Source organism: Actinoplanes ianthinogenes (assembly GCF_018324205.1).
Taxonomy (GTDB): domain Bacteria; phylum Actinomycetota; class Actinomycetes; order Mycobacteriales; family Micromonosporaceae; genus Actinoplanes; species Actinoplanes ianthinogenes.
In genome coordinates this window covers 2,424,775-2,437,207 of sequence record NZ_AP023356.1, presented here as the reverse complement: position 1 = coordinate 2,437,207, position 12,433 = coordinate 2,424,775, and the positions used below count along the sequence as shown (strand labels likewise).

Below are 12,433 nucleotides of genomic sequence, written 5' to 3'. Positions count from 1 at the left end.
ACCTCGCCGGAGGGTGCGGGGCCGCTTTTGTACGGACCATTGTTCCGGCCACGTGAGCAACATTGATCGCCGGTCCGGTCGTTATGGTGTGCTGCCTGCCCAGAGGCAGTCCGCCGGGGCGACCGGGCCGTGCTGTGTCCCGGCCGCTCGGTCCGGCCCGCTCGGCGGGACCGGACCAATCGGAGCGAGTTACGCCGGCGCCCGGCCGCTGCTCCGGCGGCGCATGCCGATGATCACGAGGGCCAGGCCGAGCCCGGCGACGGCGCCGCCCACCGCGGCCCAGAACGGCTTGTCGCTCATCAGCTCGTGCTCGAACACGTTCAGCCCCTGGAGGGTCCAGACCGCGCCGAGCACGATGGCCAGCAGGCCCAGCGACATGCTCAGCCAGCCGCGCAACCGCGTCGGATCGGCCGGAGTGTCGTTTTCATTGTTCACCATTTGTCGTGCACCTGAGGGCGAATCAGCTCATCGTAGACCGCTGCGATCTTTTCCCGGGTTTCCGGCGAAAGCGGCGGAAGAGAGGCGGCGTGCGCGTTCGCGCGCGCTTGCTCGGGATTACGCGCACCCGGGATCACGACCGAGACGGCCGGCTGATCGAGGATCCAGCGCAACGCGAATTGCGCCATCGTCGCATCATCCGGAACGAGTGAGCGGAGCCGGCGGACCGCTTCCAATCCGGTCGCGAAGTCCACCCCGGAGAAGGTCTCGCCGACGTCGAACGCCTCGCCGTGCCGGTTGTAGTTGCGGTGGTCGTCCGCCGCGAACTGCGTGTGCTCGTCGTAACGCCCGGAGAGCAGGCCGCTGGCGAGCGGGACCCGGGCGATGATGCCGACCCCGGCCTCGGCGGCGGCCGGCAGCACCCGCTCGAGCGGCTTGAGCCGGAACGCGTTCAGGATGATCTGGACGCTGGCCGTGCCGGGGCGGGCGATCGCGGCGAGCGCCTCGTCCACCTTCTCCACGCTGACGCCGTAGGCGGCGATCCGCTTCTCCTGCACCAGCGTGTCGAGCGCGTCGAACACCTCGTCGCTGCTGAACACCGGCGTCGGCGGGCAGTGCAGCTGCACCAGGTCCAGGGTGTCCACCCCGAGGTTGGCGCGCGAGCGGTCGGTCCAGGCGCGGAAGTTGTCCAGCGAGTAGTTCGCCGGCTCCTGCGGCAGCCGGCGGCCCATCTTGGTGGCCACGGTCAGGCCCGGCTTGTCCTTGACGAACGAACCGACGATCTGCTCGCTGCGCCCGTCCCCGTAGACGTCGGCCGTGTCGATGAAGGTGACCCCGGCGTCGACCGCGGCCTGGAGGGTGGCGTGCGCGTCGGCCTCGCTGACGTCGCCCCAGTCGGCGCCGAGCTGCCAGGCCCCCAGGCCGATCACCGACGTGTCGCGGCCCATCCGGCGAAAGCTTCGTTTTTCCACGTGGTGACCCTACCGCTCGCCTGTTATCTTCAAAAAAAACGTACGTACGGTTTAGAATTCGACACCTACCTTTCAATGAGGTGTGCCATGTGGGATCCCGCCGTCTACCGCCGCTTCGGCACCGAGCGCTCCCGTCCGTTCTTCGACCTCGTCGCCCGGATCGGCGCGACCGCCCCGCGAGCCGTGACCGACCTGGGCTGCGGCCCCGGCGAGCTGACCCGCACCCTCGCCGAGCGCTGGCCGGACGCCCGAGTGACCGGCGTCGACTCCTCACCCGAGATGATCGAGAAGGCGGCCGCCGACCCGGGCGACGTCACGTTCCGCCTCGGCGACATCGCCTCCTGGCAGCCCGGGCCGGACACCGACGTGCTGGTCACCAACGCCGCCCTGCAATGGGTGCCCGGCCACCAGCGGATGCTCAGCCGCTGGGCGACCGAGCTCCCGGCCGGCGCCTGGCTCGCGATGCAGGTGCCCGGCAACTTCGACGCCCCGTCGCACCGCCTGCTCCGCGCCACCGCGACCGGCTACGGCGTGGCCCACGTGCTGCGCGAGGCCCCGGTCGACGACCCGGCGGACTACGCGGCCCGGCTCACCGCGGCCGGCGCCGCGGTCGACGCCTGGGAAACGACGTACCTGCACCTGCTGCCGCTCTCCGGCCCCGACCACCCGGTCCTGCGCTGGATCGAGGGCACCGCCCTGCGCCCGGTCCGCGCCGCCCTCGACGAGGATGCCTGGACCGCCTTCCGCACCGAACTGGCGGCCAGGATCGCCGAGGCCTACCCGGCCCGCGGCGACGTGGTCCCGTTCCCGTTCCGCCGCATCTTCGTGGTGGCCCGCACCGCGTCATAGGCCCGGCCCGGCTGGTGCTGGTGGCCGTATTCGGGCTCGGGGTAGGGCCGCGGGTGCCAGCTCGACAGTCACGGGCTGGTGCTGGTGGCCCTATCCGGGCTCGGTACAGGGCCATGGGTGCCAGCTCGGCGGTCACGGGCTGGTGCTGGTGGCCGTATTCGGGTTCGGGGTAGGGCTGTGGGTGCCAGCTCGAGTGTCACGGGCTGGTGCTGGTGGCCCTATGCGGGTTCGGGGTAGGGCTGTGGGTGCCAGCCCGATAATCGCGGCTGACCTGGTGGCCTTGTTCGGGGCGGGACGACCGTGGCGAGCAACAGGGGAACACCGGTTGGGGATGCGAGCACGCCAGCGGTATACCGGGAAGCGGCACCGCTGCGGGCCGCACGCCGTCGAGGAGCGGCCGCTACCCCTCGGGGAGGGTGGGTCATGGTCGAGGGCAACGCCCTGCGCCCGGTCGCCTAGTTTCTAGGGGATTGGTATCGCTGCCGACCGAGGAGACGACCCGTGACGGATCTGACGGCGTTCATTGCCGGGCTGCCCAAAGCTGAACTGCACGTACATCATGTGGGGTCGGCTTCGCCGCGGATCGTGGCTGAGCTTGCTGCCCGGCATGAGGGCAGTTCGCCGGTGCCGGCTGATCCGGAGGCACTGGCGAAGTACTTCGAGTTCCGGGACTTCGCCCACTTCATCGAGATCTATCTGAGCGTGGTGGACCTGATCCGGGACGCCGAGGACGTCCGGCTGCTCACCTACGAGATCGGGCGGGAGCTGAGCCGGCAGCGTGTGCGGTATGCGGAGTTGACGGTCACGCCGTATTCGAGCGTGAAGCGGGGGATTCCGGCGCCGGCGTTCTGTGAGGCGATCGAGGACGCGCGGACCGGCGCGCGGCGGGACTTCGGTGTCGATCTGGCCTGGTGCTTCGACATCCCGGGGGAGGCGGGGCTGCCGTCGGCCGAGGAGACCCTGCGGATCGCGCTGGAGGAGCGGCCGGACGGGCTGATCAGTTTCGGGCTGGGCGGGCCGGAGATCGGGGTGCCGCGGCCGCAGTTCAAGCCGTATTTCGACAAGGCCCGGGCGGCCGGGCTGCACAGTGTCCCGCATGCCGGGGAGACGACCGGGCCGGAGACGATCTGGGACGCGATCCGGGAGCTGGGCGCCGAGCGGATCGGGCACGGCATCGCGGCGGCCCAGGACGAGCGGCTGATGGCCTACCTGGCGGAGCACCAGATCCCGCTGGAGGTCTGTCCCACGTCGAACCTGCGCACCCGCGCCGTCGCCGACCTCGCCGAGCACCCGATCGGCAGGCTCGCCGCGGCCGGCGTCCCGTTCAGCGTCAACTCCGACGACCCGCCGATGTTCGGCACCACGCTGGAACACGAGTACGCGGTCGCCGCCGACCTGCTGGGCCTCGACCGGGCAGGCGTGGCCGACCTGGCCCGCGCGGCGGTCCGTCACAGCTTCCTGTCCACCCACGGCAAGGCCGAACTCATCGCCGAAATCGACGCCTACGCCACCGACTCGACCCGCTGACGTGCACGCCGGCGCTACCGAGCCGACGCGCTGACGTATGTACCGGGCGGCTGCGGCGATCCGCTAAGGCGTGCGCCGGCTCCGCCCCGATGCCGGGCTGAGGTTTCCGGTGACACCCGCGGACAGTGAAGACATCCCATGTGCCGGGGGCGTCAAGCGGCTCGGCCCGATCCCCGTCTGCCCTGGGGCGCTGGAGGCGAGCCGGGAGTGTCCGGCTGGTCCTGGTGGCCCTATCCGGGCAGCGGATAGGGCGTTGGAGACCAGCCGGGGGTGTCGGGCTGGTGCTGGTGGCCCTTTCCGGGCATGGGATAGGGCGCTGGGTGCCAGCCGGGGATTGTCGGGCTGGTCTTGGTGGCCCTATCCGGGCAGCGGATAGGGCGTTGGGGGCCAGGCGGGGGTGTCGGGCTGGTGCTGGTGGCCCTTTCCGGGCATGGGATAGGGCGCTGGGTGCCAGCCGGGGATTGTCGGGCTGGTCTTGGTGGCCCTATCCGGGCAGCGGATAGGGCGTTGGAGGCCAGCTGGGGGTGTCGGGCTGGTTCTGGTGGCCCTTTCCGGGCGGCGGGTAGGGCGCTGGGGGCCAGCTCGGGGGTTGATCTCCGGAACCAGCCACGGGCAATGAAGAGGCCGGCGATTGGTTTGGACGCGTCAGCGGCCAGATCGCCGGCCTCGGCCCGCGCGGGAGCATGCGATCCGCACCCCAGCGGACCTGCGTATATGAAGGTCTTGAAGTTGATCTTGGGGCGGGACGGATGCCGCACAGCGTGCAGCGGTGGGAACGGAGAGGCGCTATGGGTAGAGGGGGTCTTGCCAGCACGCGACCATGACGATCGTGCCGATCGTGAGGATGGCCAGCCAGCGGATCAGGCGTCGGCGGAACCGGGCCGGATCCTCCTCCGGCTCGGTCTCCGGCCTGCTCAGCAGATCGGGCATCGCTTTCCTCCTGTCTGTGCTGAGGGACGGTGAGGCGGTGTGTCCCGAGGGGACGGCGAGATCAGCTCGGGACGGCCGTCCAGCTCTGGTGCCGTTGCCCGGTGTCCGGCTCCAGGGTCAGCACGCGGTGCCAGCCGAAGCGCTGGCTGCCGACGCCGACGGCCAGGTCGCCGGTGCCGTTGCGGAGCGTGAAACCGAAGTTGGACGCCTGGAGCCGCCACTGGGTGCCGGCGCTCTTGCAGTCGCCCTGCACCAGCGGCGCACCGGCCACCGCGCTGCCGCCGAGCGGCAGCAGGCACTTGCCGCTGGCCCGGGAGACGAGCGTGTAGCTGCCCTCGTCGGCCGCCGGGACCAGCTGCCACTGCTGCTGGTTGCCGCCGTCGGCCGGGCCGAGGGTGGCCGGCGTGCCGTCGGCCGTGCGGGCCGCGTAGAGGTCGGCCGCGCCGCCGGTCATCGAGTTGGTCAGGACGAAGTACGAGTTCTGCACCGGGCGGGCCGCCGGGGCGGTCCGCGCCGTGCCGGTCGCGTGGTAGCGCTGCGTCTTGCTGGTGATCTCCACCTTGTAGGTGGCGTCCGGTTTCAGGCCGATCAGCCGGGCCCGGGTCGCCTTCGTGGTGGCCACCGGTTCGCCGTCCACCTCGACCTGGTACGTCGCGTCGTCGGACGCGGCGCTCCAGATCAGCCGGACCGACATGCTGGTCGCGTCGCGGATCTCCAGCGCGGCCTGCACGTCGGAGGCGCCGGTGGGCGGCTGGGGCGCGCCGGCGTCCTGGTCGCCGGAGCCGTTGGCGCCGTTCTCGGCGCGCGGCTGGAAGGCGGCCGGCTCGACCGCCACCTGCGCGCCGGGTGCGGCGCTCACGCCGGGCAGCGGCGCGGTCGGCGCCGACACGCTCGGCGAGGGACTGGCCGGGGTGTCGCCGGCCGGGGCGCTGGTGCTCGGGCTGGGGGAGGCCGAGCTGGGCGACGGGTCGGGCGTGGCCGGTGCGGTGGTGGCCGGCGGCGGGGCGTCCCGGGTCGGGTCCGGGTCGACCGCGCCGGGCACGTCCGGGATGTCGTCGCCGCCGTCGCTGCGCAGCAGGAAGTCGCTGAGCGCCACGTTCCAGTGGGTGTCCAGGTAGCTGCCGGGCTTCGGGTTGGTGTTGAAGTAGTCGTCGTGGCCGCAGTCCAGCCGCACCTCGTGCGACTTGGGGCAGGCCTGGCGGACCGTGCGGTTCGCCCGGTCGGCGCCGCAGAGCAGGTCGTAGTCGTCCAGGCAGCCGCCCGCGCCGGTGCCGTTCGGCGCGCCGTTGAGCACCGCGCCGAGCACGTGGGTCAGTTCGTGCGCGGCCATCACCGAGCTCCAGCAGCCGGCGTCGACCCGGGCGTAGGACGGGCCGGCGTTGTTCCGGTTGGTCCGGCCGGCGCGCTTGTCGTCGACGTAGGTGCCGATGCCGCAGTAGACGTTGGTGTCGGCGAACATGAGGTATTTGCGGTCGGTCCGGTTGTAGCCGAGGTCGCCGAGCGCCTTGACGGTGCTGGCGAACGAGTCGAGTGCGCCGGCCGGCAGCTCCACCTCGGAGACGGCGACCGTGCAGTCCGGCGTGGTCACGTAGCGCACGTGCCGGGAGCCACCGGTCTCCCCGGCGCTGGCGTCGTAGATCGCGTCGACGCCGCCGGACCAGGTGCGGAACGAGTTGACGTACTTGGCGTACCGGCTGGCCGTGCCGGCCGAGTACAGGTACAGCGCCTGCACCCGCTTGCCGCTCTGCCCGTCGCTCTCGCAGGGCACGCCGTCCGGGCCGAGCACGAAGTCGGCGTTGCCCGGGGCCGGGTCCGGGATGAGCGCCGGCGCCTCCGGGGTGAGCGCGCTGCCACCCAGGTCGCGGGCGATCTCGGCGTCCGCCGGGACCTTCGAGGAGGCCACCCGGACGGTCGACGGGAGCTTGGTGGCGGCGGTGACCGGGGCGACGTCCTTGCGGACCGACAGGCCGGTGGGCACCCGGTCCGGGCCGTGCGTGCACGTCTCGTCGAAGAGCACGTACGACCCGGCGCAGAGCGCGTTGGCGGCGGCCGGTTTCAGGCCCTCGTAGACCAGGCCCTGGTCGGGCGCGTCGGAGGGCAGCGCGGTGAGCGCGAACCTGCCGGGACTGTCGGGGACGGAGCTGCCGATCACGCTGGGGCCGACCACACCGCCGACGCCGAGCAGGGCCACGCCGAGAGCCACCGGAAGCATCCGGGTGGTGACGGAGCGTGGCGGTTGCCCCCGGTCAGCTCCGGCGCGGCGCCGCCCGGCGGGCGACCCACGGAACGCTGACCGGCGATGAGCGGGCAAAGCGACTCCTCGTCGAGCTGGTACGCGGTGGGAGGGGGCCATGGGGTGCCCGCCTCCCACCACGCCTGGACTCCGCCGGCCGCGGCGATGGGGACGTGCGGTAAGCGAGCCGGGGAGCCGGATGGGATCGGAGGGAACACTGCCAGGCCTGGCGAGCCAGGGGAACACTCTTAAAACAGATCTAAGCAACTTCTGTTCCGTACGGGGGAAGGGGCTTGCGGGATCAGCTGGGGCGTCGTCCCAGCCGGCCACGGCCGACCAGTCCGAAACGACTCGGTGTCTTGGGGGTGGCCTCGGCGTCGGCGATCAGCATGACCACGCTGGCGCCGCCCATGGTGGCCCGGTCCAGGCTGACCGAGCCGCCGGTGGACTGGGTCAGCCGGCGGGCGATGTCCAGGCCCAGGCCGGTCGAGCCCTGCTGGCTCTGGCCGCGGCGCAGCGCTTTCTCCGGGTCGGGGATGCCCGGGCCGGCGTCGTCGACCCGCAGTGCCACCCAGCCGTCCCGGCGGGAGAGCGCCACCTCGAACGCGGTGCCCTGCGGGGTGTACCGGAACACGTTGCCGAGGATCGCGTCCAGCGCGGCGGCCAGCTCGGCGCGGGCCACCGGGACCGGGATCCGCATCTGCGCGCCGACCACCCGGTACTGCCTGTTCTGGTCGCCGGCCAGCGCCGACCAGAACGTCATCCGCTCCCGGACCACCTCGCTGGCGTCGCACAGACCCTCCTCGGGCGCGGCGGCCACCTGGGCGGCGACCGCCTGCCGGGTGGTGTTGATCAGGGAGTTGACCTCGCCCTCGAGGGTGGCGATGGCCTGCCGGATGCGCCGGATGCCGCGCCGCCGGTCCACCTCGTCGGCGGTCAGGTCGATGATCTGGGTGTCGTCCGGGTCGAGCGCCTCGGCGTCCAGGCGCAGCGCGGTGAGCGGGGTGCGCAGCCGGTGCGACAGGTCGGCGACCAGCTCGCGCTCGTCGGTGCGGGAGGTGACCAGGCGGTCGGCCATCCGGTTGAACGCGTAACCGGCCTCGGCCAGCTCGCGCGGGCCGGACGGGGAGATGCGCACGTCCAGGTCGCCGTCGCCGACCGCGAGGGCCGCCCCGACCAGGTTGTTGGCCGAGGTGACGGTGTTGCGGGCGAGCCGGTCGACCACGATCACCGACCCGCCGACCAGGATCACGGCCAGGCCGAGCAGCAGCCACCAGTCGCGGGCGGTGTTCGTGTTGAGCTCGGCGTTCGGCACGAACGCCTCGACCACCCAGGACTTGCCGCCCGCGGTGACCGGCTGGAGCCGGACCATGCCGCCCGGCACGCCGATGACGCTGGCCTCGGGCTTGCTCGCGGCCTGGTCGATCTGCTGGGCGCTGGCCCGGCCACCGTCGCTGGGCGCCAGTCCGGGAACGTGCACCACCGGGTTGCCGGCCTCGGCGATCGCGGCGGCCACGCCTTTCTGCCCGGCGCCGGCGACGATCGCGCCGGCCACCGTGGAGGTCCTCTGAGCAGCCTCGGCGAGCGCCTCGTCGCGGTGGTCGGAACGCAGGCCCCAGCCCAGCGGGATCAGGAAGACCAGTGCGGCGACGGCGGTGGTGGCAGCGGTCGTGTACGCCAGCCGCAACCTCAGTCCGGCGCCACCAACCGGAATCCGACCCCCCGCACGGTGCGCAGGTAGCGGGGCTTCGCCGCGGACTCGCCCAGTTTCCGGCGGAGCCAGTACAAATGCACGTCGATGGTCTGGTCCTCGCCGACCGATGGCTGTCGCCATACCTCCTCCAACAGCTCACGACGGGAAACCACCCGGCCCGGGCGGGCGGCGAGGTACGCCAGCAGGTCGAACTCCTTGCGGGTCAGAGCAAGTGGCTGGTCGCCGAGGGTAGCGCTCCGCTCGCCCACGTCAACCCGCAAGTCGCCCACCTCGTGGACGGCGGGCTGGGCGGCACGGCTGGCCCGGCCGACCCGGCGGAGCACGGTGGCGATCCGCGCGTCCAGGTGAGCGCCGGTGAACGGTTTCACCATGTAGTCGTCGGCGCCGGCCCGGAGCAGGCGCACGACGGTCTGCTCGTCGTCACGCGCGGTGGCGATGATGATCGGCACGTCGGTGATGCCCCGCAGCATCCGCAGCGCGTCCGACCCGTCCAGGTCGGGCAGCCCGAGGTCGAGCACGACGAGGTCGGGGGTCTCCGCGGCGACCCGCCGGAGAGCCTCCAGCGCGGTGCCGACGGCGTGCACGGCGTGCCCCCGGTCGGCGAGCGAACGGAGCATGGCGCCGCGCACGACGTGATCGTCCTCGACGAGCAACACCGTGGCCATGCGAAGACCGTACCGACTCCGGCGGGCAGAACCTAAAGGGTCATGGAACGAGATGCTTTGATGACACTCAGTGATGGAATACGATCCGAAGTACCGATGTCTTTCACACTCTTCCCCGGTACGCGACTCGCGTTGGCGTGCGAGAGCCTGGCCGGCCTCAGTGTCGGCGACGCCCTCGGCGCCCAGTACTTCATGCCCGGCAACAAGCCCGCCGACCTGCTCGAGGGCCGCACTCCGGACCCGCCCTGGGACTGGACCGACGACACCGAGCAGGCGTGCTGCCTGGTGGCGACGCTCGCCCAGGGCGACTTCGACCGGGACGCCTTCGCGGCCCGCCTCGGTGCGGTCTTCGAGCCCTATCGGGGCTACGGCCCGGGGGCGGTGGTCATGCTCCGGCAGATCCGCGAGGGGCTGCCCTGGCCGATCGCGGCCGCCGCGGCGTTCAACGGGCAGGGCTCGTGCGGCAACGGCGCGGCCATGCGCGCGGCGCCGCTGGGCGCCTGGCACGCCGACTCGCTCCAGCACGCCGCGGTCCAGGGCGCCCGGGCCGCCGAGGTGACCCACGCGCACCCGGAGGGGATCGCGGGCGGGGTGGCGGTGGCGGTGGCCGCCGCGTTCGCCGCCGCCGCCCGGCTCGACGGGTTACGGCCCGAGCCGGGACAGTTGCTGCGCGCGACGGCGCTGCACACCGCGCCGAGCGTGGTCCGCGACGGGCTCGGTGAGGCGGTCCCGGTCAAGGGCGTCGAGGAGGCCGCGGCCCGGCTGGGCAGCGGGGGACAGGCGACCGCGCAGGACACCGTGCCGTTCGCGCTCTGGGTGGCCGACCGATACCTGGACGACTATCCGGCGGCCGTGGCGGCGTGCGTGGTGGCCGGCGGGGACGTGGACACCACCGCGGCGATCGCCGGGGGAGTGGTGGCGGCGTACACCGGGGCCGACGGGATCCCGGGTGACTGGCTCGCCGCCCGGGAACCGCTTCCGGCGTGGCTTGCCGCCGCGAGCGGAGAGTAATCCGCAGGCGGATAGCATCAGGACACCACGTCACTTTCTGAATGGAGAATCACCGTGTCTGCACCCCGGGTACCCGCTGCGGCCGACCCACTAGTCGTCCCGGCCGGGACTACGGCGGCCGACGCGGTGGCGGCCGCCGGGCTCCCGGCCACCGGGCCGAAAGCGGTCGTCGTGGTCCGCGAGGCCGACGGCCGGCTGCGTGACCTGCACTGGACGCCCGCCGCCGACACCGAGGTCGTCCCGGTCGCGATCGACTCCCCGGACGGTCTGGACGTGCTGCGGCACTCGACCGCGCACGTGCTCGCGCAGGCCGTGCAGGACGTCTTCCCGGAGGCGAAGCTGGGCATCGGCCCGCCGATCCGGGACGGTTTCTACTACGACTTCGACGTGGAGAAACCGTTCCAGCCGGAGGACCTGACGAAGCTCGAGAAGCGGATGCAGGAGATCGTCAAGGCCGGGCAGACGTTCCACCGCCGGGAGTACTCGTCGCTCGACGAGGCCAAGGCGGAGCTGCACGCCGAGCCGTTCAAGCTGGAGCTGGTCGACATCAAGGGTGACGTCGACGAGGAGGCCGCGGCGGTCGGCGCCGGCGAGCTGACCCATTACGACAACCTGGACAGGGACGGCAAGCGCGTCTGGGGCGACCTCTGCCGGGGACCGCACCTGCCGTCGACCCGGCTGATCCCGGCGTTCAAGCTGATGCGCTCGGCCGCCGCCTACTGGCGCGGGTCCGAGAAGAACCCCCAACTTCAAAGGATTTACGGTACGGCCTGGCCGTCGCGGGACGAGCTCAAGGCGTACCTTAATCGTCTTGCCGAAGCCGAGCGCCGGGACCACCGCAAGCTGGGCACCGAGCTGGATCTGTTCTCCTTCCCCGATGAGATCGGGTCGGGTCTCGTGGTCTTCCACCCGAAGGGTGGCGTGATCAAGCGCGAGATGGAGGACTACGTCCGGGCCCGCCACATCGAGGAGGGCTTCCAGTACGTCGGCAGCCCGCACATCACCAAGGAAGGGCTGTTCCACACCTCGGGACACCTGCCCTACTACAAGGACACGATGTTCCCCCCGATGGAGCTGGAGGGGGCGAACTACTACCTCAAGGCGATGAACTGCCCGATGCACAACCTGATCTTCAGGTCGCGCGGGCGGTCCTACCGTGAGCTGCCGATGCGGCTGTTCGAGTTCGGCACGGTCTACCGCTACGAGAAGTCCGGCGTGGTGCACGGCCTGACCCGGGTGCGCGGCCTGACCCAGGACGACTCGCACTCCTACGTCACCGCCGAGCAGGCCCCGGGCGAGATCAAGCACCTGCTGAACTTCGTCCGCTCGCTGCTCGACGACTTCGGACTGGACGACTACTACCTGGAGCTGTCGACCCGGGACCCGCAGAGCGACAAGTTCATCGGCACGGACGAGCAGTGGGAGACCGCGACCGGCGTCCTGGAGCAGGTGGCCAAGGAGTCCGGGCTGGAACTGGTGCTCGACCCGGGCGGCGCGGCGTTCTACGGCCCGAAGATCAGCGTGCAGGCCAAGGACGCGATCGGCCGCACCTGGCAGATGTCCACCATTCAGTACGACTTCAACATGCCGGCCCGGTTCGGCCTGGAGTACCAGGCGGCCGACGGCAGCCGGCAGGAGCCGGTGATGATCCACTCGGCGAAGTTCGGGTCGATCGAGCGGTTCTTCGGCGTGCTGGTCGAGCACTACGCGGGCGCGTTCCCGGCCTGGCTGGCGCCGGTGCAGGTGGTCGGCATCCCGATCCGCGACGACCACGCCGACTATCTGGCCGAGTTCGTCGCGCGGTTGCGCAAGGAGGGCATCCGGGCCGAGGTGGACTACTCCACCGACCGGATGCAGAAGAAGATCCGGACCGCGCAGCAGCAGAAGATCCCGTTCATGGCGATCGCCGGCGACGACGACGTGAACGGCGGCACCGTGTCGTTCCGGTACCGGGACGGCTCCCAGCGCAACGGCGTCTCGATCGACGAGGCCGTCGCGCACGTCGTCGAGGTGGTTCGCTCCCGGGTCAACACCGGCCCCTCGGCGGTCTGATCTCAGTTCCCGCTCCCGTCGGCCGACGTGACGGAGGTACAGG

10 protein-coding genes are annotated in these 12,433 nt (G+C 71.7%); 4 read left to right on the top strand and 6 right to left on the bottom strand.

What is annotated here, in order from left to right:
* Nucleotides 1-189: 189 nt before the first annotated feature.
* Both Aiant_RS11165 and Aiant_RS11160 read right to left on the bottom strand, forming a co-directional pair.
* A complete protein-coding gene (locus Aiant_RS11165) occupies nt 190-438 on the bottom strand; it encodes a hypothetical protein (RefSeq protein WP_189333273.1) in 249 nt (82 codons plus the stop codon).
* Nucleotides 432-1,409, bottom strand: a complete 978-nt coding sequence (locus tag Aiant_RS11160) for an aldo/keto reductase (protein WP_189333274.1) — start codon at nt 1,407-1,409, stop codon at nt 432-434. Before Aiant_RS11160 ends, Aiant_RS11165 begins: the two co-directional genes overlap by 7 nt.
* 87 nt (nt 1,410-1,496) lie before the next feature.
* On the opposite strand from Aiant_RS11160, the gene Aiant_RS11155 reads away from it, so the two are divergent.
* A complete protein-coding gene (locus Aiant_RS11155; RefSeq protein WP_189333275.1) occupies nt 1,497-2,258 on the top strand; it encodes a trans-aconitate 2-methyltransferase in 762 nt (253 codons plus the stop codon).
* 501 nt (nt 2,259-2,759) lie between these two features.
* A complete protein-coding gene (locus Aiant_RS11150) occupies nt 2,760-3,785 on the top strand; it encodes an adenosine deaminase (RefSeq protein ID WP_189333276.1) in 1,026 nt (341 codons plus the stop codon).
* Between the two features lie 786 nt (nt 3,786-4,571).
* Here the strand turns inward: Aiant_RS11150 and Aiant_RS11145 are convergent.
* The 4 genes from Aiant_RS11145 to Aiant_RS11130 all read right to left on the bottom strand — a co-directional run bounded on the left by Aiant_RS11145 (nt 4,572) and on the right by Aiant_RS11130 (nt 9,327).
* Nucleotides 4,572-4,715 carry a hypothetical protein gene (locus Aiant_RS11145; RefSeq protein WP_189333277.1) on the bottom strand — a complete coding sequence of 48 codons (144 nt, stop codon included), beginning with the start codon at nt 4,713-4,715 and terminating at the stop codon, nt 4,572-4,574.
* Nucleotides 4,716-4,776: 61 nt separating this feature from the next.
* Complete coding sequence (locus Aiant_RS11140; RefSeq protein ID WP_229830697.1) at nt 4,777-6,927, bottom strand: RICIN domain-containing protein; 2,151 nt, start codon at nt 6,925-6,927, stop codon at nt 4,777-4,779.
* Between the two features lie 322 nt (nt 6,928-7,249).
* Nucleotides 7,250-8,635, bottom strand: a complete 1,386-nt coding sequence (locus Aiant_RS11135) for a HAMP domain-containing sensor histidine kinase (protein WP_189333279.1) — start codon at nt 8,633-8,635, stop codon at nt 7,250-7,252.
* 2 nt (nt 8,636-8,637) lie between these two features.
* Nucleotides 8,638-9,327, bottom strand: coding sequence for a response regulator transcription factor (locus Aiant_RS11130; protein ID WP_189333280.1), 690 nt, complete (start codon nt 9,325-9,327; stop codon nt 8,638-8,640).
* 96 nt (nt 9,328-9,423) lie between these two features.
* Here Aiant_RS11130 and Aiant_RS11125 point away from each other — a divergent pair, with 96 nt between their 5' ends.
* Together Aiant_RS11125 and thrS are read left to right on the top strand one after the other, a co-directional pair.
* Nucleotides 9,424-10,338: an ADP-ribosylglycohydrolase family protein gene (locus tag Aiant_RS11125; protein ID WP_189333281.1), complete on the top strand. Its 915-nt coding sequence runs from the start codon at nt 9,424-9,426 to the stop codon at nt 10,336-10,338.
* A 54-nt stretch (nt 10,339-10,392) separates the two neighbouring features.
* Nucleotides 10,393-12,390 carry a threonine--tRNA ligase gene (thrS, locus tag Aiant_RS11120; RefSeq protein WP_189333282.1) on the top strand — a complete coding sequence of 666 codons (1,998 nt, stop codon included), beginning with the start codon at nt 10,393-10,395 and terminating at the stop codon, nt 12,388-12,390.
* The last annotated feature ends 43 nt before the right edge of the window (nt 12,391-12,433 follow it).